Origin of the sequence: Spiribacter sp. SSL99 (assembly GCF_009805925.1) — a bacterium.
GTDB classification, from domain to species: domain Bacteria; phylum Pseudomonadota; class Gammaproteobacteria; order Nitrococcales; family Nitrococcaceae; genus Spiribacter; species Spiribacter roseus.
In genome coordinates, this window is the sequence record NZ_MAOM01000011.1 from 329387 (window position 1) to 355604 (window position 26218).

Annotated in this window: 27 protein-coding genes and 2 pseudogenes; 12 read left to right on the top strand and 17 right to left on the bottom strand. The window is 61.7% G+C overall.

The window, feature by feature from the left end; all coding sequences use genetic code 11:
* Nucleotides 1-88 precede the first annotated feature (88 nt).
* Nucleotides 89-736, top strand: coding sequence for a hypothetical protein (locus BA899_RS03475; protein ID WP_159299718.1), 648 nt, complete (start codon nucleotides 89-91; stop codon nucleotides 734-736).
* A 63-nt stretch (nucleotides 737-799) separates the two neighbouring features.
* On the opposite strand, the gene BA899_RS03480 is transcribed toward BA899_RS03475, so the two are convergent.
* Nucleotides 800-1342 carry a hypothetical protein gene (locus BA899_RS03480; protein WP_200833038.1) on the bottom strand — a complete coding sequence of 181 codons (543 nt, stop codon included), beginning with the start codon at nucleotides 1340-1342 and terminating at the stop codon, nucleotides 800-802.
* A 98-nt stretch (nucleotides 1343-1440) separates the two neighbouring features.
* Between BA899_RS03480 and BA899_RS03485 the strand changes: the two genes are divergently transcribed.
* Nucleotides 1441-2196 carry a hypothetical protein gene (locus BA899_RS03485; RefSeq protein WP_159299719.1) on the top strand — a complete coding sequence of 252 codons (756 nt, stop codon included), beginning with the start codon at nucleotides 1441-1443 and terminating at the stop codon, nucleotides 2194-2196.
* A 26-nt stretch (nucleotides 2197-2222) separates the two neighbouring features.
* On the opposite strand, the gene BA899_RS03490 is transcribed toward BA899_RS03485, so the two are convergent.
* From BA899_RS03490 to ggt, 3 genes are all read right to left on the bottom strand, one after another.
* A complete protein-coding gene (locus tag BA899_RS03490) occupies nucleotides 2223-3161 on the bottom strand; it encodes an AEC family transporter (RefSeq protein WP_159299720.1) in 939 nt (312 codons plus the stop codon).
* A 170-nt stretch (nucleotides 3162-3331) separates the two neighbouring features.
* Nucleotides 3332-3730, bottom strand: coding sequence for a phasin family protein (locus BA899_RS03495; protein ID WP_235013287.1), 399 nt, complete (start codon nucleotides 3728-3730; stop codon nucleotides 3332-3334).
* Between the two features lie 115 nt (nucleotides 3731-3845).
* Nucleotides 3846-5549, bottom strand: a complete 1704-nt coding sequence (gene ggt / locus BA899_RS03500; protein ID WP_159299721.1) for a gamma-glutamyltransferase — start codon at nucleotides 5547-5549, stop codon at nucleotides 3846-3848.
* A gap of 143 nt (nucleotides 5550-5692) precedes the next feature.
* On the opposite strand from ggt, the gene BA899_RS03505 reads away from it, so the two are divergent.
* Entirely contained in the window at nucleotides 5693-6124 is a 432-nt protein-coding gene (locus BA899_RS03505) for a hypothetical protein (protein ID WP_148121855.1), read from the top strand.
* Nucleotides 6125-6134: 10 nt separating this feature from the next.
* The gene (locus tag BA899_RS03510) at nucleotides 6135-6644 is read left to right on the top strand and encodes a hypothetical protein (RefSeq protein ID WP_148121856.1); all 510 of its coding nucleotides are present in this window, start codon (nucleotides 6135-6137) and stop codon (nucleotides 6642-6644) included.
* An 8-nt stretch (nucleotides 6645-6652) separates the two neighbouring features.
* Here the strand turns inward: BA899_RS03510 and BA899_RS03515 are convergent, their stop codons facing one another.
* Nucleotides 6653-7117 carry an isoprenylcysteine carboxylmethyltransferase family protein gene (locus tag BA899_RS03515; protein WP_159299722.1) on the bottom strand — a complete coding sequence of 155 codons (465 nt, stop codon included), beginning with the start codon at nucleotides 7115-7117 and terminating at the stop codon, nucleotides 6653-6655.
* A 32-nt stretch (nucleotides 7118-7149) separates the two neighbouring features.
* Here BA899_RS03515 and BA899_RS03520 point away from each other — a divergent pair, with 32 nt between their 5' ends.
* Nucleotides 7150-7566 (top strand): secondary thiamine-phosphate synthase enzyme YjbQ, encoded by a 417-nt coding sequence (locus BA899_RS03520; protein WP_144347609.1) that lies wholly within the window; start codon nucleotides 7150-7152, stop codon nucleotides 7564-7566.
* Between the two features lie 25 nt (nucleotides 7567-7591).
* On the opposite strand, the gene BA899_RS03525 is transcribed toward BA899_RS03520, so the two are convergent.
* On the bottom strand, nucleotides 7592-8083 hold the full coding sequence (locus BA899_RS03525; protein WP_144347608.1) for a GNAT family N-acetyltransferase: 492 nt from the start codon (nucleotides 8081-8083) through the stop codon (nucleotides 7592-7594).
* Nucleotides 8084-8100: 17 nt separating this feature from the next.
* Nucleotides 8101-8403 carry a DUF1778 domain-containing protein gene (locus tag BA899_RS03530; RefSeq protein WP_144347607.1) on the bottom strand — a complete coding sequence of 101 codons (303 nt, stop codon included), beginning with the start codon at nucleotides 8401-8403 and terminating at the stop codon, nucleotides 8101-8103.
* A 205-nt stretch (nucleotides 8404-8608) separates the two neighbouring features.
* On the opposite strand from BA899_RS03530, the pseudogene BA899_RS10005 reads away from it, so the two are divergent.
* Nucleotides 8609-9328 (top strand): annotated as a pseudogene (locus tag BA899_RS10005) (alpha/beta fold hydrolase); the annotation flags it as partial.
* Nucleotides 9329-9352: 24 nt separating this feature from the next.
* A pseudogene (locus BA899_RS10010) lies at nucleotides 9353-9475 on the top strand (CopG family transcriptional regulator); the annotation flags it as partial.
* Between the two features lie 38 nt (nucleotides 9476-9513).
* Here BA899_RS10010 and BA899_RS03540 read toward each other — a convergent pair.
* The gene (locus tag BA899_RS03540) at nucleotides 9514-9852 is read right to left on the bottom strand and encodes a tRNA-binding protein (RefSeq protein ID WP_159299724.1); all 339 of its coding nucleotides are present in this window, start codon (nucleotides 9850-9852) and stop codon (nucleotides 9514-9516) included.
* Nucleotides 9853-9886: 34 nt separating this feature from the next.
* Between BA899_RS03540 and BA899_RS03545 the strand changes: the two genes are divergently transcribed.
* Nucleotides 9887-10273: a gamma-glutamylcyclotransferase gene (locus tag BA899_RS03545; RefSeq protein WP_159299725.1), complete on the top strand. Its 387-nt coding sequence runs from the start codon at nucleotides 9887-9889 to the stop codon at nucleotides 10271-10273.
* A 167-nt stretch (nucleotides 10274-10440) separates the two neighbouring features.
* On the top strand, nucleotides 10441-11094 hold the full coding sequence (locus BA899_RS03550) for a hypothetical protein (RefSeq protein ID WP_159299726.1): 654 nt from the start codon (nucleotides 10441-10443) through the stop codon (nucleotides 11092-11094).
* A 766-nt stretch (nucleotides 11095-11860) separates the two neighbouring features.
* On the opposite strand, the gene BA899_RS03555 is transcribed toward BA899_RS03550, so the two are convergent.
* Both BA899_RS03555 and BA899_RS03560 read right to left on the bottom strand, forming a co-directional pair.
* Nucleotides 11861-15139, bottom strand: a complete 3279-nt coding sequence (locus BA899_RS03555) for a DUF3427 domain-containing protein (protein WP_200833039.1) — start codon at nucleotides 15137-15139, stop codon at nucleotides 11861-11863.
* A gap of 15 nt (nucleotides 15140-15154) precedes the next feature.
* Nucleotides 15155-15784 carry a bifunctional 2-polyprenyl-6-hydroxyphenol methylase/3-demethylubiquinol 3-O-methyltransferase UbiG gene (locus tag BA899_RS03560; protein WP_148121864.1) on the bottom strand — a complete coding sequence of 210 codons (630 nt, stop codon included), beginning with the start codon at nucleotides 15782-15784 and terminating at the stop codon, nucleotides 15155-15157.
* 83 nt (nucleotides 15785-15867) lie between these two features.
* On the opposite strand from BA899_RS03560, the gene BA899_RS03565 reads away from it, so the two are divergent.
* The 3 genes from BA899_RS03565 (at nucleotide 15868) to rhuM (ending at nucleotide 19647) form a co-directional block, all read left to right on the top strand.
* On the top strand, nucleotides 15868-18282 hold the full coding sequence (locus BA899_RS03565) for a DNA/RNA helicase domain-containing protein (RefSeq protein WP_159299727.1): 2415 nt from the start codon (nucleotides 15868-15870) through the stop codon (nucleotides 18280-18282).
* A 25-nt stretch (nucleotides 18283-18307) separates the two neighbouring features.
* Nucleotides 18308-18568 (top strand): hypothetical protein, encoded by a 261-nt coding sequence (locus BA899_RS03570; protein WP_159299728.1) that lies wholly within the window; start codon nucleotides 18308-18310, stop codon nucleotides 18566-18568.
* Nucleotides 18569-18705: 137 nt separating this feature from the next.
* Nucleotides 18706-19647 (top strand): virulence protein RhuM/Fic/DOC family protein, encoded by a 942-nt coding sequence (gene rhuM, locus BA899_RS03575; protein WP_159299729.1) that lies wholly within the window; start codon nucleotides 18706-18708, stop codon nucleotides 19645-19647.
* A gap of 21 nt (nucleotides 19648-19668) precedes the next feature.
* On the opposite strand, the gene BA899_RS03580 is transcribed toward rhuM, so the two are convergent.
* From BA899_RS03580 to BA899_RS03610, 7 genes are read right to left on the bottom strand one after another with little or no spacing between them, the layout of a single operon-like run.
* Complete coding sequence (locus BA899_RS03580; RefSeq protein WP_148121868.1) at nucleotides 19669-20505, bottom strand: DUF6279 family lipoprotein; 837 nt, start codon at nucleotides 20503-20505, stop codon at nucleotides 19669-19671.
* Nucleotides 20492-21190: a YceI family protein gene (locus BA899_RS03585; RefSeq protein ID WP_159299730.1), complete on the bottom strand. Its 699-nt coding sequence runs from the start codon at nucleotides 21188-21190 to the stop codon at nucleotides 20492-20494. The genes BA899_RS03580 and BA899_RS03585 overlap by 14 nt, the downstream gene beginning before the upstream one ends.
* Nucleotides 21191-21198: 8 nt before the next feature.
* Entirely contained in the window at nucleotides 21199-22452 is a 1254-nt protein-coding gene (locus BA899_RS03590; protein WP_159299731.1) for a TRAP transporter large permease, read from the bottom strand.
* The gene (locus BA899_RS03595) at nucleotides 22449-22952 is read right to left on the bottom strand and encodes a TRAP transporter small permease (protein ID WP_200833040.1); all 504 of its coding nucleotides are present in this window, start codon (nucleotides 22950-22952) and stop codon (nucleotides 22449-22451) included. The genes BA899_RS03590 and BA899_RS03595 overlap by 4 nt, the downstream gene beginning before the upstream one ends.
* Before the next feature lie 3 nt (nucleotides 22953-22955).
* A complete protein-coding gene (locus BA899_RS03600) occupies nucleotides 22956-23963 on the bottom strand; it encodes a TRAP transporter substrate-binding protein (protein WP_159299732.1) in 1008 nt (335 codons plus the stop codon).
* Between the two features lie 55 nt (nucleotides 23964-24018).
* Nucleotides 24019-25212, bottom strand: coding sequence for a YeeE/YedE family protein (locus BA899_RS03605; RefSeq protein WP_159299733.1), 1194 nt, complete (start codon nucleotides 25210-25212; stop codon nucleotides 24019-24021).
* A 14-nt stretch (nucleotides 25213-25226) separates the two neighbouring features.
* A complete protein-coding gene (locus tag BA899_RS03610; RefSeq protein ID WP_159299734.1) occupies nucleotides 25227-26162 on the bottom strand; it encodes a sulfurtransferase in 936 nt (311 codons plus the stop codon).
* Nucleotides 26163-26218: the final 56 nt, after the last annotated feature.

Consider the following 26218-nt stretch of genomic DNA (forward strand, 5'->3'; position numbering starts at 1 on the left):
TGTGAACTGCTCCGACACAAAATGCCGCGCCTTTCGGGTCCACTGGAAGTGGAGATCGCCGATCTCCGCTGATAAAGGAGTGACCCTTATGAAAACCCAACAGCGCCTTCTGCTGATTCCGGTATCATTTTTTCTGGCACTTGGTGGCGTTGATGCAGCCGCTGAGCCCCCCAATTTCAAATACTCATCTTTAGCTCTGGCTGCCAACGTGGTCAGTTATGACGATGATGTCGTCGTCAGGCGCGGTGGTGGGACTGGCGAAGTGGTCCGCTTTTCCGGAGTCGCCGGCGCATCGGTGGGCGGTATCCTGCAATTCAGCGATAACCTCATTGTGAGCGTGGCGGGAAGTGCCCTGTCGGACGAGGGCTACGGCGTCGAAATCGAAGATTCGTCAGGATCACTGGGACTTGGTTATGTAACGCCCATTGGGACGCGGACGGACTTTTTGTTCGCGCTCGAGTTTGTCGATGCAGAGGTCCAAATCTGTAATCTGACTAGTTGTTCGACCGTCGAAGATTCGGGCTATGGGGCAACGGCTGGAATGCGGCGGTGGGTTTCCGAAAGTATTGAGATTAATGCCAATGTCTCATACGCGGACCTCGGCGACCTTGGCGACACGACATCGGTTGGAGCCGGTGGGGCCTACTGGTTAGATGGCCATTCGTCGATCACCACGTCACTCAGTCGCAGTTCTGACGCCACGGGATTGTCGCTCGGCTATCGCTACGCCTTTTAAGCGGCAGCGATCGTCTGACTGGGGAGCAGGGCGCTCCCCAGTGCTGATGTGCGGGAATGCGCCCTACAGCTGTCCGATATACTCCATTTCGGAGCGCATGGATGCGGGAACGTCCTTGACCAGCGCCACCTTCATGGTCCGCTTGCCCGAGTTGTCGAGGCTGACGTTGTCGCCCAGCGAGGTATCAATCGAGCCGGGGCTGAGGTTGTACATCGCGCCCGTCAACGGGTCGACGACCAGCCATCCGATCAAGCCACCAAAGACCAGATTACCGGCGATATACCAGCCATTGGGCCGGGATTCGATACGAACCTCTCGCGACTCGAACCCTGCTTTGCTTACATCGACGGTGTAGGTTTTGCCCCCAAAATAGCTACCATCAGCCTTGGCCAGCTGTACCGTGATCGGTGTCCTGCCAGAGTGAATTTCTTTGTTTGTCTCGTCGGTAATGGTGATCTCCGCGTCGTCCGGGGAGCTGTTGATGGTGACGGCCTGCTCTCGCTCGCCGACAATAGACGCGCAGCCGGTAAGACCAATCGCGAGGGCGACAGTCACGAATGGGATAACTCGCATTGCCTTTTCCTTGGTTTGCAGATGGAATGCCAACCTTGCAGGCGACCTCCGACCATGAGTGTCGGAGTTGGCAGGAAATTGACCACCGCCATCATCAGGGTCGCCATTCACTAGCCTGACGGAATCATCGCGTGTCCACCTACGAACGCCTCAGTGCCGAAGCATTGATCCTTCGCAAGCAACAGATCCTTGTGCTGACCCTTGTGACGATACCGGTCGTGGTCGTGGCTTATGGCCTGGCGGACCGCGCCGCACAGGGGCTGATCCAGGGCGCGGTCGCGATGGTGATCACTCCGGCAATGGCTCATGGCGCCCTGCTGCTGGTGTCCCGGCGGTATCGCGCGGCCTGTCAGCGCGCCTCGGCGATCCGCGCCGAAGTCAGAACGCTTGAGCAGGCCCTGGCCGCGCGCTTTGGCGCATTCCGCCGCCGGCGGCAGGGAGAGTCGTTTAAAAAGGCGTACGGGCTTGCGGGGCGGGATGTCCCGAGCCTGGAGGAGGCGCTTGCCGTGGGGATGTATCGCGAGGGCCGTGAGGTCTTCGTGACCGCCTTCGTGCGCCGGGGCGTGGTGGTTCGGGCGACGGCGTCAATCGGGTCCCGGTATCGGTGCCGGCCGGCCGACGACCCGGCGAAGTGGCGCGATCACCTGGATCGGCTGGGTTGCGACGAGATCCGTCAGTATCACAACCATCCCGTCCACGAGGGTGGGACAGCGCCCTCGGCCGGCGATACGCGAAGCAGCCGGCAGCTGAAGAAGTTGCTGGGGCCCCATTCGCACAAGCTGCGCTCGTTCATTGTCTTCTGGAATCGACCGGGCGAGTGGCGGGTCATTGAATACGATGATCGGGGCGGTCATTGGGATCACTTCGAGTTCGATATCGCGCATTAAAAAACCGCCGGTGGGTGGCCCGCGGATCAGAGCGGGTAAAGCCAGCCAATCAGCAGGCTGAGCGTGATGATGCCGAGGGCGGTTGAGAAGAAGATCCCGGTAGAGGCCTGCGCGGGGCGGAGTTGATAGCGCTGGGCCAGGACGTAGACGTTAGCGGCGACTGGCAGCGCGGCTTGGAGAATACCGACGGCGACCCAGACCGGAGGCAGGTCGAATATGCCGATCAGCGCAACAGCCACCAGCGCCGGATGTAGGATCAGCTTGAGAAGGCAGATCCAGGCGGTTTCTCCCGCGCCCTGACTGATCGGACGGCCAGCGAGTGTCGCGCCCAGCGCGAAAAGGGCACACGGACCAGCGGCATCAGCCAGTAAACCGCCATAGCGGATCAGCGGGTCAGCGACGGGCACATCGGTGAGATTCAGCGTTAGTCCGACCACCCCAGCCATGACGATCGGGTTTTTCACCACGCCCGCGGCGATCCGCCAGGCCAGTGCGGAGAGCGCACGCGGGTCGCCAAGATCCGCCTCGATCAGCGCCGTCGCGAGACCGAGCATCACAATGGTATCGCCCATCACAATCGCAACGGCCGGTAGCGCTGCCTCGCTCCCGAACAGCAGGATGACAAGCGGCAGTCCGATGAAGCCGACATTCGAGAACACGGCAGCGAGCGCCTGTATCGATGCATCGGCGAGCCGGAGTCCAATGAACCGTCGGGCGATTAATAGCGCTGTGAAGAACAGCGCGATCCCCGGTAGATAATAACCGGCGATGAGTGCGCCGAGATCACCTGACGCAGCCGGTGCCTGATAGGTTTCGATGAGCAGCAGGGCGGGGAGCGCGAAATAGAACACAAAGGTGTTCAGACCGCCGACTGTGTGTTCACTGAGCATCCGTGCCGAGGCAGCGAGGTAGCCGGTGAAGATCAGCGCGAAGAAGGGGAGCGCGAGGTTGATGACGGCCTGCACGATTCCGGCCTCAGCCTCGCGGTCCGCTGTCGGCAGGTTCGATCAGCACGTAATGACACCTCAGGGTATGCCGGCTCATGAACGCTGGATCTTCAAGATTGCGCATTAAAAAACCGCCGGTGGTTGGCCGGCGGTTCGAGGCGTCCCGGATTGTGGTCCGGAGGGGCGTTTTAGTTGCCCTTGGTCGCCTTCTGGGCGGCCGAGACGGTCTCTTTGGCGGTCTCCGAGGCGCTCTGGGCGCTGGACTCGACCAGCTTGCGGGCCTCGTTGGCAAAGTCCTGATTCAGGGCCACGACCTTTTCACCGTCCGCCTTGACGCGCTCGCCCAGGTTCTTGGCAGCTTCCTGCTGCTTCTCGGCGTACTGCTGAAGCGCGCTCGGGTCCTTGATATCCAGCGCGGCGCGGGCCTGCTGCATACCAAGATCAGTGTAGGTGCGTGCCGCCTCAATCTGGGCATCCATCACCTTCTGGGTGTAGTCCATCGCCAGCTTGGCGTAGCTGCGGGTCGGGCCCATGAAAAGCTTCTCAGCCTGCTCGGTGTACTTGGTAAACATATCGGTATTCATCATGTCGTCCTCATCGCTCGTTTGGGGCATTTAACGGCTTTCGCCGTCTTGTTGCAGCGCAATATATCAAGCCGCCTGGTGCAGTGCAACATCTCAGGTGCCAATCGCGATGATTCGACTACGGAGGGCCGGGACGACCGACCGTTCCTTCCCGGCGCGGATCGGCTGCGCCGCGGATGACCTCATCCGGTAGGCGCTCGATGCCGTGGAGCCCGCTGGTCATGGTCTCGACTTCGACCTCATGGCCCAGTGCCTCAAGGTCGGGCGCCAGGGCCTGCGCCTCGGTGCCGGCCTCCACCTGCGTCGCGCCGTTACGGTTGACGAGATTCCCGGCCTCGATCGCCGGTTTGATCTCTCTGCCGCGCATCAGCACGTCGGCCACGCGCTGCGCTACATAGCCAATGATCCGTGTCCCGCCCGGTGAGCCGATGATCAACCGCGGTTGGTCGTCCCGGTCGAGGGCGATCATCGGTGACATGGAGGACAGGGGGCGCTTGCCGGGCTGGACCCGGTTGGGATGCGGGCGTCCATCGGCCGCCGCGGGATCAAAGCGGAAGTCCGTGAGCTGATTGTTGAGCACGAAGCCGCCCACCATCAGGCGCGAGCCGAAGGGCATCTCGACTGAGCTGGTCATTGAGACGGCATTGCCGGCGGCGTCGAGTACGCTGAAATGACTGGTGGAGTGATTGATGGGTTTCGCGCCGCTCATGGCGGTGTCGGGATCACTCAGGCCCGGGCGCGCCTTGCCCATGGACTGCGTCGGCGAGATCAGCCCGGCACGCCCGGTCAGATAGCGCTCACTCAGCAGAGTCTCCACGGGGACTTCGACGAAGTCGGTGTCACCGAGGTATTCGTTTCGATCCGCAAAGCCAAGGCGCGACGCCTCGAGCAGTAAATGCGTCCAGGCGAGCCGGGTACTGTCATTGTTCTCAGCGCCTGCGATCTCGAGCAGGCGGAGGATCTGCAGGACGGTCATGCCGCCGCTGCTGGGGAGTGGCATGCCGCAGACTGAGTGCCCCGCGACGGAACGGCAGACGGGTGGGCGCTCAACCGCCCGATAGTCCGCCATGTCCTGACGCGTGAGCTTGCCCCCGTGGGCCTGCACGGTGGTCACGATGGCATCCGCAATCGCGCCCTCATAAAAGACGTCCGCGCCGCGGTCCGCGATTGCCGCAAGGGTTTCGGCAAGGGCCGGGTTGGTCAGTGTCATCCCGACGCTGACCGGCGCGCCATCGGGGAAAAAATACCCGGCCATGGGCTCGAACGCCGCCAGTGGCAGATCGATGCGCAGCATCCCGGCCAGCCGGGGTGTCACCTCGAAGCCGGCCTCGGCAAGGCGGATGGCTGGCTGAAAGAGTGACCCCCAGGGCAGTTCGCCATGTTCCGCATGGGCAAGCTCGAGCATGCGCAGGGTGCCGGGTACACCCACCGACTGGCCCCCGGGGACGGCGTCGAGGAAGTCCATCGGTGCGCCGGCCTCGGTGAGAAAGTGGTCGGACTCAATCGCTGCGGGAGCGGTCTCGCGCCCGTCATAGGCCTGCACATCGGTGGTTGCGCCGTCGTAGTGCAGCATGAACGCGCCGCCGCCGATCCCGCTGGACTGCGGTTCAACCAGGGTCAGGACGGCCTGTACCGCGATCGCCGCATCAATGGCGGTGCCGCCGGCCTCGAGCATCTCGACCCCCGCGTCGGTCGCCAGCGGATGGGCCGCCACAACCATGCCTGACTGTGATCGGTCATCGGCCCCGGCCGTCGCGAAGACAAGCAGCAGGGCAGCGCAGAGCAGCAGGGGGCGTGGGCGGATCAAAGGCTTTACGGACATGGGGTTCACCACTGATTTTCGTCATCATAACGTACAATCTGGTCACCCCAGTGGTGCTGGGTTTACACGAGCAAGCCTAGAACGGTGTTGTTAGAGTCTTGAGCCTGTGGAGCCATTACGAATGACCCGCTGGGGAGGCAGTGATGTCCTTGAACAAGATCGGTCGGAATGACCCATCCCTCGGTGGGCCGGCCACAGCGGCGATCGAAGAGCTCGAACAGGCGATTGGCGATCGGGAGTTCGGCTCCACGGAAGCGCTCCAGGCGTTCCTGGATTCGTTTCAGTTCCAGCGCAACCATCGCCGTTTCGAGGATTTTCGCGGCTTATCCCCTGACCAGATGCGGCAGCTACTGCATTTTCCGCTGGAATCCCCCGACGTACTGCAGGTCAGTACCGTCCTTGAGAGCGAGCCCGATGCCCCCCTGGCGCAGCTGTTCGGCCTGCTCGCCGAAGCCATTGGCGGGAAGGGGCTGAAATCCACCGCCAAGGGCAACTTCCCGCGCAATCCCTGCCGCGAGATCATGCAGGCGTGGCGCAGACTCATCAACTTCCCGCCTGCCCAGTCGCCTGAGTGAGGACTTCGATTTGAATCAATCAACCATCGCCGAGGCGCTTTCCGCCGCAGAACGCGAGGCGGTTCTTGAATACACCAGCGGCTGTTTCGTGCTGCCCGACCACAGCCCGCATGGGCCGGATCACTGGCATCGTGTGCGCCACAACGGGCTGCTGCTTGCCGGCGCTACCGGTGCCAATCGCCGGGTCATCGAGCTGTTTGCCTTCTTTCATGACAGCTGCCGCGAAACCGATGGCTGGGATATAGAACACGGCCCGAAGGGCGCTGAACTGGCGCTTGCCTACCACGCCGAGGGACTGTTGCCGGCCAGTGACGCGGAGCTCGATCTGCTTGTCATCGCCTGCCGGGGCCATACCGTCGAGCGCACGCATGCCGATGCCACGATCGCGACCTGCTGGGATGCCGACCGCCTGGACCTGCCGCGGGTGGGGATCAAGGTGGATCCGCAGTATCTATGCACCGATGCGGCGAGGGATCCCGTTGTCATCCGCGAGGCAGAGGGCAGGGCAGTGGTGCGTTGAAACGCCCTTTACAGCCACCGCCGGACCCGGCGGCAGTAGTCGCGATAGGCCTCGCCGAATTTATGGGCGAGCGCCTGCTCCTCAGGTTCGATCTGCAGGCGGGTCAGGGTGCGTATGAACACCGGCACCATGAGCAGCCCGGCCGCATTGCCGAGCCATAGTGCCCAGGCAAGGAGCAGCGCGGTGTCCGCGAGGTAGATGGGGTTGCGGCTGATCGCGTAAGGCCCGGTGGTCAGCAGATGGCGGGCCCGCTCCGGGTGCATGGGGTTGAGCGTCGTCTTCTGCCGGGCAAACCACAGTGCCGCGGCCAGCATGATGCCAGCGGCGGCCGCGGCGAGCGTCACCGCCATCGGGGTCAGCCAGGGCGCCTCAAACCGCGTCGCGGGTGCCAACCAGTCGATTCCCCAGACGGCGGCGACGGCGAACAGCAGGATAACGGGCGGTGGCAGCCGGGTGTTCACAGTCACGTCCATTATTGCCCGGTTAATCTTGTATCCTAAGCGATATGTGGATTCAGCGGGAAATTGAACTCGCCCGGCCGCGGGGCTTTCATCTGGTGACTGAGGCGGTGTGCGAGGCGATGCCCGAGATCGCTCAGCTCCGTGTCGGTCTATTGCACGTGTTCATGCGGCACACCTCGGCATCGCTGACGATCAACGAGAATGCCGACCCTTCGGTTCGCGTGGATTACGAGACCAGCATGAACCGACTCGTCCCCGAGGGGCCGACCGGGTACACCCATACCATCGAGGGCCCGGATGACATGCCCGCCCACATCAAGGCGAGCCTGATGGGCGCGAGCGTGCAGATCCCGATCACCGAGGGGCGGCTTAACCTCGGCACCTGGCAGGGCATCTACTTCTGCGAGCACCGCGACCGGGGCGGGCCGCGGACGCTGGTGATGACGTTGCAGGGTGAGTGAAAGGTTTTGCAAGCCCGCCAGGCGATCAAATCCGCTTCAGCGGCAAGAATAATCGGGTGCTGGAGTGGCCTAGGGGCATGAAACCGTATTGCTCGTAAAAGTTGTGGGCGCTTTCGTTGATCGCGTCGACTATCATTGCGTAAATGCCGATCTCTTCGCTCACGCCCAGGGTGCGTTTGATGGCATCGGCCAAAAGCAGCCGGCCAATGCCTTGTCCTTGAACATCCCTCCGCACGGCCAATCTGCCAAGTAACGCCGCCGGGATTGGATGGCGTGGCAATCTGCGCGCGTGGTCCTCCGGGAGGTCGTTCAGCGCTATCGAGAGGCTGGAGAGTGTGTAATACCCTAGAATGACCAAAGGGTTGTCGTATGTAGTTGCCACGAATACCCGACTGGTCTGGCGTTTGACATCCTGTCGTGCACGCTTACGGAGATATTCGTCGAGAGAGGGCTCAGCGCTGGAAAAGCCGGTTCTATCGTGTCGAGAACTGAGCGCTTCGATGACGAGGTCGTGCATCCCTCTCGAGGCCTGTGCTAATGATTCGCGACGCGATATTGATGTTCCTCGAGCGCCGCGACGAGCCTCGGGTTGAATCGAACAGGCTTGTCCAGCGCCTGAAAGAATTCATTGGCATTCTGGGCGGCTAGCTGCATGGTCTCATGTTCATGGATCTTCTCTTCGGCGTGCGTGATCGCGCTGGCTAGGATGAAGCTGCTCACGGTCTTGCCTTCAAAGCTCGCGGCACGCTCCAGCATTGCTTTGGCCTGAGGCTGTAGCCTGAGGTTAATTCGCTCCTGCTTTTTGTCCGTGTTTGCACTCATGCGATCGGTCTCCATGAAGAACATGGTCTATAACGTACGTCAAAAAGGTGCCTGCGCCAAGAGGCTGGCGCTGCTGTTGGGCATGGCGGTGATCACCGCCTGTTCGCTTGGAATGGAGGACCACATGCCGCATGCAGAGATGGGCCCGGAGGGCCGGTTCGTCACGCTGCCGCAAGGGCGGGTCCACGCCATTGTGAAGGGCGAGGGCCCGGACCTGGTGATGATCCACGGCGCGAGCAGCAACGCGCGGGATTTCAGCTTTGATCTGATCGACCGGATGGCTGATGAATTCCGGGTGATCGCCTTTGACCGGCCGGGGTTCGGCTATTCGGACAGCCTCGGCGAGCCGCTCAGCCCAATGGAGCAGGCCGAGATCCTGCGCCGAGCGGCCGGGCAGCTCGGGGTTGATCAGCCCATTGTGCTCGGGCATTCGTACGGCGGCGCCGTGGCCCTTGCCTGGGCGCTGCGCGCCGGTGATGACGTGGCGGGTCTGACGCTGCTCGCGCCGGCCTCTCATCCATGGCCCGGAGGGCTTGGCTTCTGGCGTCAGCTCTCCGCTTCACCCCTCGGGCAGCATATTGTCCTGCCGACGATCTCGCACATCGCGCCCCGGCAGCTGGTGAATGCCTCGGTTGAGCGCGTCTTCCAGCCCAATGAGGTGCCCGACGGGTATCTGGATCATCTTGGGCTCGAGCTCACGCTAAGGACCCGCCAGATGCAGATCAATGCACTTCAGATCGACCAGCTCGAGGGTTATCTTGAGGCAATGGTCCCGGAGTATCCCGACCTGAGCATTCCCATTGAGGTGGTGCATGGACGGGCCGATCGAACCGTCGGCCTCCAATACCACGCCGAGCGCCTTGCCGCGGCCGTCGATAGCGTCAACCTCACCCGTGTCGAGGGGATGGGTCATATGCCCCACCACGCCGATCCCGAACGGGTCGCCGACGCCATCCGCCGCACGGCCGAGCGATCCTCTCTAGCGGAGGACCAGGAGGACCTCGCCGCTTTTAAGGACCGGGTCGCCGAACCGACCATGTCCTATGAAGCCCTTCTGGATGACTTGCGGGCCCATGGGAAGATATAACCTACAGTTGTGGTGGAGGTAAGCTGCCTGGGGTGTAATCACGCCAGCCGGCTGCCGTTGGGGACGGCGCCATCAGGGGCACATAACACAACGGCCCCATCCGCCCGGTGAAAACCGGTGACGAGGCATTCCGACAGGAATGGTCCAATCTGTTTGGGCGGGAAGTTGATGACGGCCACCACCTGGCGGCCAAGCAGGCTCTGGCGATCGTAGAGGTCAGTGATCTGCGCGCTGGACTTGCGCTCGCCGATCTCCGGGCCGAAATCAATGCGCAGTCGCCAGGCGGGCTGCCGGGCTTCGGGAAATGCCTCAACCTCGATCACCGTGCCGACGCGCAGCTCAACGCGGGCGAAGTCCTCAAATTCGATGCTGCCCATGACATCTGAATATACGCCTCATCATGAGTGATCCGTGAAACGCATTTTTGTCTACGGGCTGTTGCGACCGGGTTTTGAGGGCGCCGGGTTGCTGGGTGATGCCGAGCCGCTCGGGGCAGCGACAACGTCGGGTCTGCTCTACGACCTTGGCGGCTATCCGGGCCTGGTATCCGGTGATGGCGTTGTCCACGGCGAGGTCTGCGCGGTGGATGACACCCGTCTACCCGCGCTTGACGCCTTCGAGGATTACAACCCCGCCGATCCCGCTGGCTCGCTCTATATTCGCACGACGGTGCTGGCCCGGCTTGTGGCCAGTGGTGAGGCGATCACGGTCCAGGTCTATCGCTATAACCGCCCAGTGCCGGAACATGCCTGGATTGCGGACGGAGACTATGCGCGGTATGCCGCTGGACGGGGCTAGCATCACCTGCGACACGATATGACGTCTCATGCCATTAGGGTCCTCTCCGCAGGGAACGCGATCGGGCTGTGAGGCCGGATTTGGCCAGGGAAGGCCACCTTCTTCTGTTCAATGTTACTCGACCCGGGTAGCGTCTAGGTCGAACTCACCTGAATGGAGCAGTAGCCATGAAGACCTCTTTACCTCGATACGTCAGGCGGGCGCTCATTCTCGGGGGTGCAGCGATCGTGCTCGTCGCCTGTAAAGCCGACGAGGTGGAGGTCGAGCTCGATGTCCAGCAGCTCCAGGCGGCAGCGGATGGTGCTGAAGTGATGGCAGAGTTCGAGGCCGTATTCTCCAACCTCGGAGAGCTCGACAACGAGCAGCGGGCGCAGGTCGATGCTGTCCGCGACATCCTCGAGCAGTACATGGCGATTGACGATTTTGAGTTAGAGACCACAGATACCGGCTTTGAGGTCACGATCGAGGGCGAGATCCCCGTTATTGATGCGCCACGTGCCGATCATGCCTACTTCATTGCCGTGAGCGAATCGGCCAGCCTGCCCGGATACCATCGCGTTGCCTTACAGACGGGTGATGATTTCACGGCCATGGAAGGGGAGATGTCCGCGATCAGCTTTATGCTGAGTCCAGATGCCCACCATCCAACAAAATTCCGGGTCGATGGCGAATCGAGTAGTCTGCTTGCACCGGCGGCGGAAGTGGATGGCCGTGCATATCTGCTCTACGACGCACCGCTTGAAGACCGAGTCCGACTCATCCAGAAGGATGGCCCTTTCGATCGGGTTGGAGCTGGGTTTTTCATTCGCCTCGCAGACTGATGCGAGCCACTTCCCCCGGTCTGTCACCGACGCGACGGGTATAGAAATGGGGCACCGCCGTTCAATGCATCAACCGAAAAGGTTCGGGATTTGAACAGGAGGCCTCTAGGACATCTGCGTGCGTGGCTACGAGAGCGCGACTGTCCTGGAGTGTGGGCTCGGCAGTTATATCGACCTCTCAAACAAGGAGCGACCACATACTGCACTTGATCCGAGCCCCCGGCTGAGATGTCCTAGGTTCACATGCCCGAAACTTAATACCGATGGAGACGCAACCGGCGTTTACAAATTAACCGGTACCCGCCGTCCGAAGGACAAAGCCACCTCAGCGCGCCATTTTGCACGGCGCCGATCATTCCCGTTTCCTGGCCTGATATTGGCTGCCACGGTCGCCCTCCTTGCAGGTATCTCTGCTCAAACAGAATTTATCCGCGAGGCTAAAGTTACCGCGGTGGATCGATCATGACGGAATCGGCGGTGCGCGGGTGGCAGTCGCCGTCCCACAGAATCACGAGGCGATTAGGACTGATTTGTGATGGCCATCGCCTCCAGCGCTTTATTCGACTTAAGAGAATCTGACGAGATGTGCCTCGAGCATGGCACGCAGGCGTATTGCGAATAACGGCGGGCGCATGTGGTCACTACGCTCGAGAAGAGCGGGACTTGACCATTTGTATAGCGCTTTCTCACCACTCAACAGCGCCTCCCAGCAGAACTGGTGGGGCACATTCGACGACCAATCCCGCATGGATCTGCCTGTCGGTTATTACGATACTGAGAACTTTACTCCCATCGGTTCCTCTCCCTCATGCGACAAATATTCCAACTCCCCCATATAGCGGAACGGTGCAGCTCGGCCGTCAGATTTCAGCCGATTTTCACGAACAAAAAGGTGGATCCGCGTGCCGCGTTTGGCTTGCTCAATGATCTCCCGTCCACGCTTGCTAGTGGCTTTGGTCTGATTCTGACTCTGCCAATAAAACGTGTGGTCATCGATGAAGTGATCGAGATAGCGATGCTTCGTCTGCTTGCCCTGTTTGTTGAGCGTTACCAGCAGAACATGGGTCCGATCAGCCAGCACCACATGGCCTGTCTCCCAGATAGCTGCATTAAAGACCTCACCGAATAGCGGCGGGATCTCTTTTCGGTAAAAGCTTTGGCCCCTGGCCATCGCGAGGGGATCGAGGAGCTCTTTCAATCGCGCGAAGGTGCGCATAGATTCATCAGCGGCGAGATCCTCGTACTCTGGATTCTTAGCACGCAACCGATAATGCCCATCGGCGTCCTTAATAACCTCACGAAGCAGGTACTGCGTATCACCAGCCTCATCAGCACGCTCAATCGCCATCGTTGACCCGGTAATCGAGCCAGCAGATGTCGGTGTTGCCCATTCCATCAGCAGGTAATCACCGTTCTGAATTGGACGCTTACCGCCATTCATCGAGTCACCACGCGCCCGAGCGACGAAGTGGCGCTCAGGATCAATGCGACCAACGTCCGCGGGTATGCCTATGTGCTCAGGTTCCTCAGGATTACTTGTGCGAAAGTGCCCGCAGGCTATTTTCAGATCCGAGTAGTAGGGAATCGTTGGCCGCCCCTGTCCGCCTGGGAATGGGAGGACCGTCGTACTGCCAGTGCCACCTTCCTTAGGCCGATACTGCGCTAGCCGATAGTCTACTAATTCTTGGACCATATTTGTAAAAGTTGTCTGATCGATCTGGTCACTCAATGTAAAGGTGGGTCGGAAGTGGTTCCCCTCGACAACAAACCATCGATTAACCTCCGGGCCTTTGTCTCCTTTTGTCCAAAAGTGAATTGGATTCTTTCTCCATTCCTTACTTAGGGTTTCAGAATCAAGCGCATCGTTCGACTGTAGGGGCCGTGGCAAATCGTCAAAAAGGGCAGGGCGTCGGTGGAAGATTTGCGCGGACGCCGCAGTGAGCGCCTCCAGCGTTGGCGGTGCAGTGAACCCATCGATCTCTAGGAAAGCCTCCAGAAGCACCATCTTGTACGACTTGGTCATCGCTGTAGTCTCAACCTCCCGCAGAAAATCACCGTGCGCGGTGACGCAATCTGCCTCTGCGTCGCTCAGCTCATCTTTAGCGCCGACGAACGCCCACCAGTGCCCGGCGTCATCGCGCAGTTTCCTCAGGCTGAGGCCGGCTCGATAAGCTTCGGTCGCGGTAGGACGACGGCCAAGGGCGGCACGCAGGTTTTCGAATTCTGCTCCGGCATTGCCCGGAATCAGGCTTTCAAGGAATTCAATGAACTGCAGGTCATAGTTGGCGAAGCACCCAGGCGGCAGTTCGAGCGTGCTGCTTCGATAGGCCTGAGTAAACTTCCGCAATCCGTCACCGGTAGCTTCGCGCTCAAACAAGGCCTGAGGCCGATTTAGGAATGCCCGATGATTACCCACAAAGTCCAGGACGACCAGGTGGTCTTTTCCATCCGCCTGGCGGAGCCCACGGCCGATTTGTTGCAGAAAAAGCACCGGCGATTCGGTGGGTCGTAGTAGCAGGATGGTATCCACCGCCGGGATATCCACGCCCTCGCTGAAAAGGTCCACTGAGAAGACTACCGAAATTCGGCCATCAGTGAGTCGCTCAATGGCCTCGTCACGGCTGGTGGTTGAACTGCCATGGACAGAAGTCGCCGATATTCCTGCATGTTGGAAATAGTCAGCCATAAAGTCCGCGTGCCGGCGTGATCCACAAAAGGCGAGAGTACGCAGAGCAGCTTTATCCCGCCATTCACGCAGAGCATGGCGAGCACGGCTTCGTGTGGCTAACTGGTTTTCGAGGGCGTGTTCCTCGAATCGGCGATTACGCCAAGGCAACGACTGGTAGTCGATAGTCTCGTCTAAGATACCGTAGTAGTGGAATGGGCAGAGCAGTGAGGCCCGAATACCATCGAATAGGTCAGCGCTATAGACCAGGTTGTCGTCGCAAAGCGACAGGATATTGGCCTGGTCGGCGCGATCGGGAGTTGCGGTCAGACCCAACAGGAAGTTCGGCATGAAATGCTGCAGCAAACGGCGATAGGTGCCGGCGGCGGCATGATGAAATTCGTCGATAATGATGTATTCGAAGGCGTCGGGATCGAACCGAGCTAGGTGGCGCGCCTGGTGCAGTGTCTGCACTGAGGCGAACAGCATATCGGCATGGGTGTCGCGCTCGTCGCCCTGATAGCGACCGATCTGCGCCTTCGGGAAAACCCGCTGGAATGTAGCCTCTGCCTGTAACAGTATTTCGGCGCGGTGAGCAACGAACAGCACACGGTCGGCGCCGGCCTGCTCGGCATCGAATGCAGCCAGGTAGGTCTTGCCGAGGCCTGTCGCCATCACGACCAGGCCCCGAGAATAGCCTGCCTTACGGGAGTTCTTCAGGGCGGTTAGGGCCTCGAGTTGAGTCGTGGTTGGATCAGGGGTGGGCAGTTCATGATCGTCGCTACCGGGCGAAATTACAGGACGAGTCATCGGCCGCCGCCGCTCATAGGCCTCGATCCACGCGTAATCCAAGGCGCGGGCCTCTTCGGCGGTAAAGATCGCTTCGAACGCATTGCGGATTTCGGCAAGCCGCTTCTCCCCAGTGGAATCGAACCCCTCCACCCGGTAGTTCCATTCGAGACCAGCGGTAAGCGCCTCGCGGCTTATATTGCTTGAACCAATGAATGCCTCACCGCGATTGCCACCCTCGCGGGTAAAAATATAGGCCTTGAGGTGGAAGCTCCTGCCGTGGGTCTCGAATACCCGAACATCAGCGCCGCGCTCGCTCAGCAGCATTAGGCTGCGGAGGGCCTGAGGATCGGTGACGCCGAGATAATCACTCGTAATGATGCGGATTCGGACGGGGCGTTGCTGATTGCAACGCTCGCTTAGGGCGTCGAAGATTAGGGCAAGACCAGTACTTTTAATAAAGGATACTGCCAGTTCAATCTCTGAGGCTTGGCGAATTGAAGTCAGTAGCTGCGGCAGCAGCGGATCATCGGCGCCGCCGTGGATCAGCCGGGGGAGAGGCATCGCTGCAGACGGGGCATGATCGGCCATGAGCGTTCTAGTTCCTTATGCCGGATCAGTATCGTAATCGGCCTCGTGGCGTCGCTGTAAGCAAACCGCCTCCCAAGTGACCGCAGCGCGGCCCTGCAAGTCAAGCGCTTGCGGTCTCTGGGGCGCGGGCGTTATGTCGACCAGGCCTTCGCGGAGGCCGAGATGGATCACTTCATTGTGACTGACTGGATAGAAAGTCCGCTCTCCATCACCGGGGCCATGCCGCAATGTGAGGTAAAGAACGCCTCCTGGCGTTAGTAGATCGACTAGCGTCCTGAGCGACCTCTGCCGCTCGCCGGGCGGCACGTGCATCCACACCGCGGATAGCAGGATTAGGTTGAAACGCTCGGACAATGCCCGTGTCCGAATTAGGTCTGGCAGGCAGTCATCTATCCACCATACTGGCGTGCGTTGTGTGTGTTTCTGCCCGAGCTCCCGCAGGCGCTTGGCAGGTTCCACTGCCACCACTTCCCAGCCTCTTTCTGCGAGCGCTTGGGCATCACGGCCGGAACCCGCACCGATATCTAGCGCCGCCCTCGGTGTGCCCGGCAGCATTGGGATTAGCGCAGCATGCACCCCCTCGAAATCGAGCGCGTTGTAGCGCTCGAAGAGGGTCTCGGCATTATCCGAGTAATAGTCCGCCATGGCTTCTTCCCTGATTCGCGTGTGCACAGGATGTATCGTTGAGGGCGTACAGGCCAAGTCAGGCGCCGAGCCGGAGGAGCAGGATGCTCGTCTACACCAGTGATAAGCCGGGGTTTCTGAGGGACGTCGGGGATAATCGCATCGCCGACCGCGTTCTCGACGCAATGCAAAAGTCGGGGCAGGGCAGCGTCAGTGATGGCGAGCGCAGGTCCTGGGAGGAATCACTGCTGCGCATGAAAAACGTCCTCGAGGACAGGATCGTTCCCGATGACGCCGGCATCGCGGTCGAGTATCGGATCCCGCAGACCTCCAGGCGCGTCGACCTTATTGTCTCCGGCACCGATGACAGCGGTCAGGACGTCTGCGTGATCATTGAGCTCAAGCAGTGGAGTGATGTGACGGCGACATCGAAGGAGGCGATTGTCCGCACCTGGCTCGGCGGCAGCGATAGAGAGACGACACACCCCTCGTACCAGGCCTGGAGTTACGCCTCGCTGCTGCAGGACTTCAACGCCACGGTGCAGGACGACGCCATCCGCCTGATTCCCTGCGCCTATCTGCATAATTGCGTGGACCGCACCGGGGTTGGTGACGAGCGGTATAGCGACGATCTCGAACGGGCCCCAGTTTTTCTCAAGCACGATCCACAGAAGCTCCGCGAATTCATTGCGCGGTACGTCAAAGCCGGTGATCGTAATCGCACGCTCTACCGCATCGAGCATGGCCGCATCCGGCCGTCACGGGATCTGGCTGCCTCGCTCTCCAATCTGATGCGTGGCAAGCGCGATTTCCTGATGATCGATGATCAGAAGCTCGCCTATGAGACGGCGCTTGAGATCGTCAGCCTCGCCAATGCCGGGCTCAAGCAGGTGCTCATCGTTGAAGGTGGTCCGGGTACAGGTAAGTCGGTGGTGGCCATCAACCTGTTGGTGGAGCTGATCAACCGGGGCCTGACCAGCCATTATGTCACGCCCAATCGCGCGCCCCGTCAGGTCTATCAGGCCCGCCTGACGGGGACACTCAAGAAAAGCCGTTTCGATAACCTGTTCAAGGGCTCAGGCACCTATGCAGGGGCGGACGACGATGAGATGGATGCCCTGGTGGTCGATGAAGGCCACCGCATCAAGGAGCGCTCGCAATACCAGAAAGCCGGCACCAATCAGACCCGCGACATCATACGCGCGGCGAAGGCGAGCATTTTCTTTATCGACGAGGACCAGCAGGTCACCTGGCAGGACGCCGGGTCTATTGCCGAGATTCAGCGCTGGGCGGCGCAGGCCGGCGCCACGGTGCAGCGCATGGTGCTGCAGTCGCAGTTCCGCTGTAATGGCTCGGACGGGTATCTGGCCTGGCTCGATCAGCTGTTGGGGATTCGGCCGACCGCCCAGGATGATCTTGAGGGCGTGCCCTATCACTTCGAGGTGATGGACGCCCCGAATGAGCTACAGCGGCGGGTGGTGGAGCTGGATCACGCCGGCAGCAAGGCGCGGGTGGTGGCCGGCTATTGCTGGGACTGGGTGAGCAAAAAGACGCCGGGCGTCGCTGACATCGAATTCCCCGATGCCGGCTTTGCCATGGCCTGGAATCTTGATGAGGACGAGGGGCGATATCTCGAGCGGGCACACTCCATTGACCAGGTTGGCTGTATTCACACCGTCCAGGGGCTGGAGATGGACTATGTCGGGGTGATCATCGGCCCCGACCTGGTGGTGCGAAACGGTGAAATCGTCACACAACCGGCCGAGCGGGCAAAAACCGATCGCTCCCTGCGGGGTTATAAGACCCTGTTTAATACGGATCGGGCCGAGGCGACGGCGCGGGCGGATCGCATCATCCGCAACACCTACCGCACGCTCATGAGTCGCGGAATGAAGGGTTGCCTTGTCTATTGCACCGATGCCGAGACGCAGGCCTGGTTCCAGGCCCGCGCGGCAGAGGCCATTGCCGCGCCCGCGACATCAAGAGTCCACCCTGAAGGGACTGACGGGGACAATGCGATTTTCCTTGAGGCACCGGACGTCACTCCCGCGGATAACGCTGTGCCATTCGTGGAAATGACTGCCGCGGCCGGGGCCTTTGCCGACTCACCGGTGCGCCAGAGCAGCCCAATCGACTCACAGACCTGGGTCGAATTGCCGGAGTCGTTTAACGCCCGGGCGGATCACTTCGTCATGCGCGTGGTGGGTGAGTCGATGAACCAGCGCATTCCCAATGGTTCTCTTTGCCTGTTCCGCGCCAACCCCAGTGGCACTCGAGAGGGCAAAATCGTCCTCGTCCAGCATCGCGATATCCAGGACCCGGACACCGGTTCCGGACTGACCGTCAAGCGCTATCATAGTGAAAAGGCACCGGCTGATGACGGGGAAGGCTGGCGGCACCAGCGAATCGTCCTTGCGTGTGAAACCACGACCCCGGGTTATGAGGACATCGTCTTCGAGTCGGCGGATGAGGCCGGGGATCTGCGGGTGCTGGCCGAGTACGTGGCGACAGTCGGTTAGACGTTTAAGAACACCCGGAGCCTCTATGAACCTACGCCAGAAATCCCGCATCACCTCTGCGATCCTGACATTCCTGTTCGGGCCTCTGGGCGTTTTTTACTCCAGCGCGGCAGGGGCCATCGTGCTGATTCTGGTGGCGCTTGTCAGCGCTGGCACGGTCATTGGCCCGGTGCTGTGCTGGATCGCGGCGATCATCTGGGGCGATCACACCGTCCGCCGCCATAACGAGTCCGTCGACCGGTTGCTGAATCGACCGTTAGATGACGATGGGGATGGGCCTCAGTGACAGCCTCGTCGCGCTCAATCGCACCCCTGATGCTTACGCCACATTTCCGGATCGTGACCCTCGGGCACGTCCTCGCAAGACGATATAAGGTACAAGAGACCCGATCATGAACCTGATATCTGACAGCATGGGGCTGTATGAGTGAAATCGTCATCTTCAAGGATGAAGCCAATACGGTTGAAGTGCGTCTGGAAGGTGAAACCTTATGGTTGAGCCTGCAACAGTTGGCCGATCTGTTCGGAAGGGATAAATCGGTCATCTCCCGGCACCTTCGGAACGTCTGTTCCTCTGGAGAACTTGAGCGGGAAGCAGTTGTTGCAAAAAGTGCAACAACTGCTGCTGATGGCAAGACCTACCAGGTGGACCACTACAACCTAGACGCTATTATCTCAGTCGGATACCGCGTCAATTCAACTCGAGCCACCCGCTTCCGGCAGTGGGCCACCCGCGTCCTTCGCGAGCATCTCACTCAGGGCTACAGCCTCAATGAGCATCGGTTGGCGCAACGCGGCCTGACCGAACTGGAGCAGGCCGTCCATCTGCTGGGCGAAACGCTGGTGCGCCAGGAGTTGGTGGGCGACATCGGGCGCGATGTGATCGGTCTGGTGCTCGGGTATGCCCGTACCTGGCGCTTGCTGCTCGATTACGACGAAGACCAGCTCGGTGAACTGGCCGGAGGTCAGCCGGCACGCGGCGTGCTGAATCTGGACGAAGCACGTGGGGCGCTCGATGCGCTGGCGGACGAGTTGAAAAGCCGTGGCGAGGCCAACGAACTATTTGCTCGTGACCGGGGTGAGGGACTGGCCGCGATCCTCGGTGGCATCGAGCAGACCATGTTCGGCGAGCCGCTGTACAAGACGCGCGAAGAACGCGCCGCCCATCTATTGTATTTCGTGATCAAAAATCACCCCTTCTCCGATGGCAACAAGCGCTCGGGCGCCTTCCTGTCTCTTATGTACCTGCGCCAGGAAGGCATGCCGCTGACGTTTGATGAAAACGGCCTGACGGCACTGACCCTGCTTGCTGCGGCTGGTCATGCACCTGCTTGCCCCGGCGCAACCGAGCCACACGCCGAATGACTGACTCGCCACGCAAAGTCTCTAGCGCGATGCCACGGTCTCCAGGTCGCCACGATAGCCGGCGAGCCGCTCCCGGGCCTGGGCGCGCTGCGCCGGGGTGAGGGTGGTCAGAAGCCGGTGGGTGCAGCGTCGCCAGAGCGCGCGGCTGGTCTGCCGGTAGTCCTGCAGCACGGGTGGTCGGGCGGCGTCTTCCAGCAGCCAGCCCTGGAGGAACGCCTCCACCTCGGCCTGCGGTGCGTCGTTGCCTAGCAGATTGATCAGATCCGCTTCGGTCTGCCGGCGCCAGGTCTGCCATTCCTCGCTGACATCTGGCATCGCCGCGACGCACTGGGTTAATTCGGTGCGTTGCCGCGTATTCAGCCGACCGACCCAGTTCTCGGTGCGCTCGATGGCGCGCTGCTCCTGATCAACCAGCAGACGCTCGATATAGGCATCCCGGCCCTCGGCCAGCGTCGTCCGTAAGGCCTCGATCTGATCGCCGTCCAGTTCTCTCAGCAGCTCTGCGGCGAGCGGTATCACGTCAGTGACGTTGGTCCGGACGAGCTGCTCGCCGTCGATGAAAAGTGCGTCCACATCGGCCTTTTGCGGTTCTGGCGTGGCGAGCACGGTATCCACCCGGTCCAGATAAGCATTGATATCGGGTAGGCGGTTCTGCCGGTGATATTGCTGATAGACGGCAAGCCCATCGCGCAGCCGGCTACGCTGCTCGCCGGTGAGGTCGAGATAGTCACTAACCTGCCACGCACCGACCCAGTCCGCGTTTTCGTAGGCCAGTTCGACACGGCTGCAGGCCACCACGGTCAGGCTGACAATGATGACCGCGAGATAGCGGCGAATGGCGCGGTTAGGGCGACTCATCGGTGAATGCTTTGACCTGGAAGCGGATGCGCAGTTCATCCGCGACGCGCAGCCCGCCGCCCAGCGCAGAGTAGGGGACAAGGCCCAGCTCGCTGAAGCGCGTGCTCAGTGCGCCGGTGGCGGTGAGCTCGCTGTCATCCCGGTCCAGCGAAATGGGTACGGTGTGAACCGACGTCTCGCCGGCGATGGTCACGCGAAAGCGCACATCCGGCTGCCACTCGGGGCCGGTGATCTCGAGACTCGAGAGTCGGATGAGCGGATGCGAGGCGGCATCGAGCTGGGACTCGCCGAGCATGTTCTGCCGGGTGGCGCGGATGGCACTCTCCGGAACATCCGGCTCGAGCCCCTCGACGGCACGCCATGCCGCCCGATCCACGGTCAGCTCAGCCACCGGTACCTCAAGGCGGAAGGCGGAGTCCTGCCAGCGGTCCGCGACGACCACCGTGCCATCGATCACCGGCCCGCCAATGACGTGGGGATGGCCGAGCGCGGCGAGCGGCCCCTCGGCGCCCAGAATGATCCGCAGGTGCGAGGCGGCGGGATCAACGATATAGCGCCGGCCATCCGGGAGTGACGGCAGGCCCTCCTCGCTCGCCGCCGGGCTCGCTGAAACGGCGGGTGGCGTCGGCGACGGGGCGGTGCTGCAGCCGGCCAGCAGCAGTACAAGAGCCGTCAGCCTCAACATACGATGAATCAACCGCCCAGCAGCATGGGCAGATAGACCACGCCCAGTAAAACCGTGATGAGGCATGCCAGATAGGGCACAACGGCGCGGGCAATGCGCTCGAGCGGCTGCTCCGTGACCGAGGACGCCACATACAGATTGATCGCCACCGGTGGGGTGATCATGCCAATGGCAAGCCCCACCACGATGATCAGCCCGAAGTGGATCGGGTCAATGCCAAGCTGTGTCACCAGCGGCAGGAGCACGGGGGTGAGGATGATCAGCGCGCTGGCCGTCTCGATGAACACGCCTGTGAGCAGAATGACCGCCACCACGAGCAGCATGATCACGTACGGGTTGGTGGACAGCGACAGGGTCGCCTCGGCAAGGGTCCCGGGGATGCTCCAGTTCGCCAGTGTCCAGCTGAGGACCGCCGATGTCGCAATCACGAACATGATGACGGCCGTGGTGATCACTGAGCGCAGCATGATCCGGTAGATGTCGCGCAGGCCGAGGTCACGGTAGATGAAAAGCGATACCAGCAAGGCGTAATTGACCGCCACCACCGCCGCCTCGCTGGGCGTGAATACGCCTGAGAAGATGCCGCCGAGGATGATCACTGGCGTCATCAGCCCCCAGAACGCATCCCTTAGCGTGCGCAGTACATTGCCGGGACTGAACGCAGAGCCGCGCGGGTAGTTACGCCGATAGGCCTCGGTGATGGCGACGGCCATCAGCCCGACGCCCATCACGACGCCCGGGAGGAGACCGTTCACGAACAGCTCCGTGACGGACTCCTGGGCGATCACTGCATAGATGATCAGCGGCACCGAGGGTGGGATGACAACCCCGATGGTGCCGCTGGCGGCGATCAGGCTGGCCGCCGACGCCGGTTCGTAGCCCTTGCGGCGCAGTTCCGGTACCAAGGCGGATCCGATGGCCGCGGTGGTCGCCGCACCCGAGCCGGAGATGGCCGCGAAGAACATGCCGGCGAGCACCGAGACAATGGAAAGCCCGCCCTTGAGAAAGCCGAACAGGGCGTCGGCGAATGCCACGAGCTTCTCGCTGACGCGCCCGCCGGCCATGATGTCGCCCGCGAGAATGAACAGCGGAACGGCGATCAGTGCGAATGAGTCGATGCCGGCGAAAAGCCGCTGGGGCAGGACCATCAGGGACAGCCCGTCGGCCCACAGCGCGGCGGTGGTGCTCGCGCCGATGGCGATTGCCACCGGCACGCCGAGGATGAGCAGGGCGAAGAAGATCCCGAACAGCAGCAGCGTCACGGGCGGAGACCGCCAGTCGCATCGCCGCGCTGCCCGAGGATGGCTTCAAGCAGGTCGGTCAGCGCCATGTAGGCCATGATGGCGGCACTGATCGGCATGACCGCATAGACCACCGACATGGGAACGCGCAGGGCCGCCGATTGCTGGAATGACTGTAACGCCATGTAGTCCAGCCCGACCTGGAGCAGTACCGACATGAATGCAATCGTGACCAGAGCGATCAGGCCTTGGCAGAGTCGCCGCCCGTACGGGGGCAGGGCATCGGCAAGAACCGATACGGCGATATGCCGGCCACGGTGGTAGGCCAGACAGGCGCCGAGGAAGGTCAGCCAGATGAGCAGGTAGCGGGCGGTCTCCTCGCTCCAGCTTGTCGCCGTGAAGAGGACCCGCGAGACGATCTGTAGGGACATGACGGCGATAAGCGCCACGATGCCGGCGACGGCAACGCGTTGCAGCACGGCATCAATGGCGCCTTCGATCGCCCGCAGTGACCGAAGCAAGGCCTAGTCCAGCTGCTTGCGGATGCGGCTCAGATACTCACCGAAGCGGTCGCTGTATTGGTCGTAGACCGGGTCGACCGCCGCGCGGAAGGCCTCGAGATCAGGGTCTTCGACGACTTCCATGCCAGAGGCCTTGAGTTCGGCGAGCTGTTCGGCCTCCATTTCCTCGTTGACCTGGCGCTCATACTCGGCCGCCTCTTGGGCCGCCGCCTCGATCACGCTCTGGACCGGCTCCGGGAGCTCGCTCCAGACCGGCATGCCCATGACGAAGATCGCCGGCGCGTAGGTATGACGGCTGAGCGTCATGTGCGTCTGCGTCTCGTTCAGCTCGAAGGAGTGGATGACGTTGACCGGGTTCTCCTGACCATCGATGGTGCCCTGCTGCATGGCGGTCAGCGCCTCCGTCCAGGCCATCGGCACGGCATTTGCGCCGAGTTCCCGGAACGTATCGACGTAGACCGGGTTTTCCATGACGCGCAGCTTCAGGCCATCCAGATCAGACGGCTCGGTCACCGGGCCGCGACTGTTGGTCAGATTACGGAAACCGCGCTCCGCGTAGGCCAGGCCCTTGAGATTGACGCGCTCGAGCTCATCCAGAAGATCCTGACCAACCGGACCGTCAAGGACCTGGTAGGCCGCCTCGCGGGAGGGGAACAGGAAAGGCAGCTCGAAAACCGCGATCTCTTCGACGAAGTTGGCGACCGGGCCGTTCGTGATCACGCCCATATCGACCGTGCCGATCTGCATGCTCTCGAGTAGCGTTCGCTCGTCGCCGAGCTGCGCGTTAGGGAATATCTCCACCGAGACAGCCCCATCGGTGCGTTCCTCGACGAGCGTTTCGAATTTCTCCGCGGCGATATGGAAGCCGTCCTGCTCGTTGACGACATGTGCAAGGCGCAGCTCGATCGGCTCGATTTCGCTGAAATCAGCCTCGCTCTGGGCACCCGCGACGAGCGGAACCAATCCGAGCCCGAGCACCATCGCCCGCAGCGTGCTACGAAAATTCGCCATCAATCTCTCCTCCAGTTGACTGCGCGCCTGAGTTTTCCTGCTCAGGCGGGGTCAGTCAATTCCTGATCCTCCAGGTCACCCAGAGGCCGAGCAGGCAGAAAAGCGCGAACACCCACCCCGAGACGGCGCCAGCCATGATGCCCGAGAGCAGCGTGCCGACGGTGCAGCCAAGTGCGGTCATGGCCCCCCAGCCCATGAGGACGCCGCCGGCAAGACTGCCTGCAGCCTTACCGACCGTCACCCGCTGCGGGCGAAAGTCGCCGGCCGCGAGCGCCGACGCCAGGGAGGCAAGGATCAGACCGATGATGAAGGCACCGTTCTCTGACAGGAGGACGTTTTTGACCGCGGTCGCGCAGCCGGAGAAGCCATCGAGTCCCTGCAATCGATCGGGTAGCACTCCGAGGCCGTTACCGGCCGTGCGCGCCAGACTGCCAAGCTCGGCGGTGACGCCCAGTGGCGCGACTCGCAGGTAGGCCATCACGGCAAGCGCGCCGATCAACAGACCGCCCACATAGGTGGGCCAGCGCTGCCCCAGGAGTCGCTCGCGAAAACTGGCTGGCGCTGCCCCTTTGGCAGGACCCGCCGGTCGATGCCAGCGCATGAGCGCGAGGGCCAGAAAGGTAAGCCCGCCGAGCTGTATCAGTATCGATCCGCCATAGCCCGCGAGGTCGGGCAGCCAGATGACCGGTGCCTGGTCGATACCTGCCAGATAGAGCGTGTTCCACGTGGCAAAGCCAAGCCCAAATCCGATCAGCACACCGCCGAGCGCAGCCACCGAGCCGATGGCGCCTTCGCCCAGCCGATACAGGTGGGCACTGATGCAGGAACCCGACAGGGTCATACCGCTGCCGAAGGTGAACGCTGCCAGGGCGAGTACCCAGCTTACGGGCCCGATATGCGCATCGGGCGGGAGGCGTCCACCCGCGGGGTCGGGGACAAACAGGCCAAAGATCAGGTGATAGCCGAGTGTGCCCACCGCCAGGGCGGCAAGAATACCCAGCAGTCCGCGGGCGTCGCGATGGTCCAGAAAGTCCCGAGTCACGCAGAAAAAGCAGAATCGGGCCCGTTGGAGGAGTACACCGAATGTCGCGCCGAGCAGCAGACTGAGCGCCAGCGGATCGCCATTGCTCACGCTGAGCTGCCAGGACCCGACGATGAGCCCGGCGGCTATGAGCGTGGGCAGCACCGTAGAGAACAGGAGGCGCCGGCGTAAGGCCGGCGCTGTAACGGTGGCAGTGATGTTCTCCATCTTATGGCCCGGTGTTACTGACCACCCCAGACCGTGCCGGCCAGATTGGTGACCGGGACGCCGACTGAGTTGCCATACTCGGTCCAGGAGCCATCGTAGTTTTTCACCTCGTAGCCGAGGATCTTCGAGAGCGCGAACCAGGTGTGGCTCGAACGCTCACCGATTCGGCAGTAGGTGATGACCGGCTTGCTGCCATCAACGCCGGCTTGGGCATAGATCGCGCGCAGTTCGTCGGCTGACTTGAAGGTGCCATCCTCGTTGACGGCGTTGCCCCAGCCCACATTGACCGCCCCCGGAATGTGCCCGGCGCGCACCGAGAGCTCATCGACGCCGTCCGGGGCGATGATGCGGCCCTCGTATTCGGCGGCCGAGCGGATATCCACCAGCTGGGTGTTGGCGGCCTCGTTACTCGCGACCTCGACCACTTCCGGCAGGAATGCACGGATGGACTCATCGGCCTCGCTCACCTCGATGTCACCCTGTGGCTTGATTGCCGGGCGCAGGCTCAGGGGCCGGCCCTCGGCCTCCCACTTGTCCCGACCGCCATCCAGCAGGCGGACACTGTCGACCCCGTAGATGTCAAAGATCCACGCGCCCCAGGCGGCAAACCAGTTGTTGGTGTCGCCGTAGAGAACGATTTCGTCGTCACCGGAGACGCCGGCATCGCGCAGCAGGGTCTGGAATGATGCCCGGTCAATGATGTCGCGGCGGACCGTGTCGACCAGGTCCGAGTGCCAGCGGAAATTGACCGCCCCCGGAATGTGCCCGCGCTCGAACTTGCCCGGATTGACGCTGACCTCAATGACGGTGAGGTCGTCATGATCCAGGTTGTCGGCCAGCCAGTCCGTGGTGACGAGCGCGTCGGTGTTGGGGTTGGCGGCCGCCAGCCCGGTGAAAAGGGCGAGGGCGATGCCCCCGGCGATGTGGCGGATGGTTGGGGTGGAAATCATGTCAAGCCTCCGATGAATGGTCGCTACGAATAATCGGAGTCTAGACAGCGCCTTTT

Excerpts from the sequence above, each read along its gene's own strand:
- BA899_RS03475 (WP_159299718.1), top strand. The coding sequence starts at position 89 with ATGAAAACCCAACAGCGCCTTCTGCTGATTCCGGTATCATTTTTTCTG.
- BA899_RS03495 (WP_235013287.1), bottom strand. The coding sequence starts at position 3,730 with ATGATGAATACCGATATGTTTACCAAGTACACCGAGCAGGCTGAGAAG.
- ggt (WP_159299721.1), bottom strand. The coding sequence starts at position 5,549 with ATGTCCGTAAAGCCTTTGATCCGCCCACGCCCCCTGCTGCTCTGCGCT.
- BA899_RS03505 (WP_148121855.1), top strand. The coding sequence starts at position 5,693 with ATGTCCTTGAACAAGATCGGTCGGAATGACCCATCCCTCGGTGGGCCG.
- BA899_RS03515 (WP_159299722.1), bottom strand. The coding sequence starts at position 7,117 with ATGGACGTGACTGTGAACACCCGGCTGCCACCGCCCGTTATCCTGCTG.
- BA899_RS03520 (WP_144347609.1), top strand. The coding sequence starts at position 7,150 with ATGTGGATTCAGCGGGAAATTGAACTCGCCCGGCCGCGGGGCTTTCAT.
- BA899_RS03525 (WP_144347608.1), bottom strand. The coding sequence starts at position 8,083 with ATGCACGACCTCGTCATCGAAGCGCTCAGTTCTCGACACGATAGAACC.
- BA899_RS03530 (WP_144347607.1), bottom strand. The coding sequence starts at position 8,403 with ATGGAGACCGATCGCATGAGTGCAAACACGGACAAAAAGCAGGAGCGA.
- BA899_RS03540 (WP_159299724.1), bottom strand. The coding sequence starts at position 9,852 with ATGGGCAGCATCGAATTTGAGGACTTCGCCCGCGTTGAGCTGCGCGTC.
- BA899_RS03550 (WP_159299726.1), top strand. The coding sequence starts at position 10,441 with ATGAAGACCTCTTTACCTCGATACGTCAGGCGGGCGCTCATTCTCGGG.
- BA899_RS03555 (WP_200833039.1), bottom strand. The coding sequence starts at position 15,139 with ATGGCCGATCATGCCCCGTCTGCAGCGATGCCTCTCCCCCGGCTGATC.
- BA899_RS03560 (WP_148121864.1), bottom strand. The coding sequence starts at position 15,784 with ATGGCGGACTATTACTCGGATAATGCCGAGACCCTCTTCGAGCGCTAC.
- BA899_RS03565 (WP_159299727.1), top strand. The coding sequence starts at position 15,868 with ATGCTCGTCTACACCAGTGATAAGCCGGGGTTTCTGAGGGACGTCGGG.
- BA899_RS03570 (WP_159299728.1), top strand. The coding sequence starts at position 18,308 with ATGAACCTACGCCAGAAATCCCGCATCACCTCTGCGATCCTGACATTC.
- rhuM (WP_159299729.1), top strand. The coding sequence starts at position 18,706 with ATGAGTGAAATCGTCATCTTCAAGGATGAAGCCAATACGGTTGAAGTG.
- BA899_RS03580 (WP_148121868.1), bottom strand. The coding sequence starts at position 20,505 with ATGAGTCGCCCTAACCGCGCCATTCGCCGCTATCTCGCGGTCATCATT.
- BA899_RS03585 (WP_159299730.1), bottom strand. The coding sequence starts at position 21,190 with ATGTTGAGGCTGACGGCTCTTGTACTGCTGCTGGCCGGCTGCAGCACC.
- BA899_RS03600 (WP_159299732.1), bottom strand. The coding sequence starts at position 23,963 with ATGGCGAATTTTCGTAGCACGCTGCGGGCGATGGTGCTCGGGCTCGGA.
- BA899_RS03605 (WP_159299733.1), bottom strand. The coding sequence starts at position 25,212 with ATGGAGAACATCACTGCCACCGTTACAGCGCCGGCCTTACGCCGGCGC.
- BA899_RS03610 (WP_159299734.1), bottom strand. The coding sequence starts at position 26,162 with ATGATTTCCACCCCAACCATCCGCCACATCGCCGGGGGCATCGCCCTC.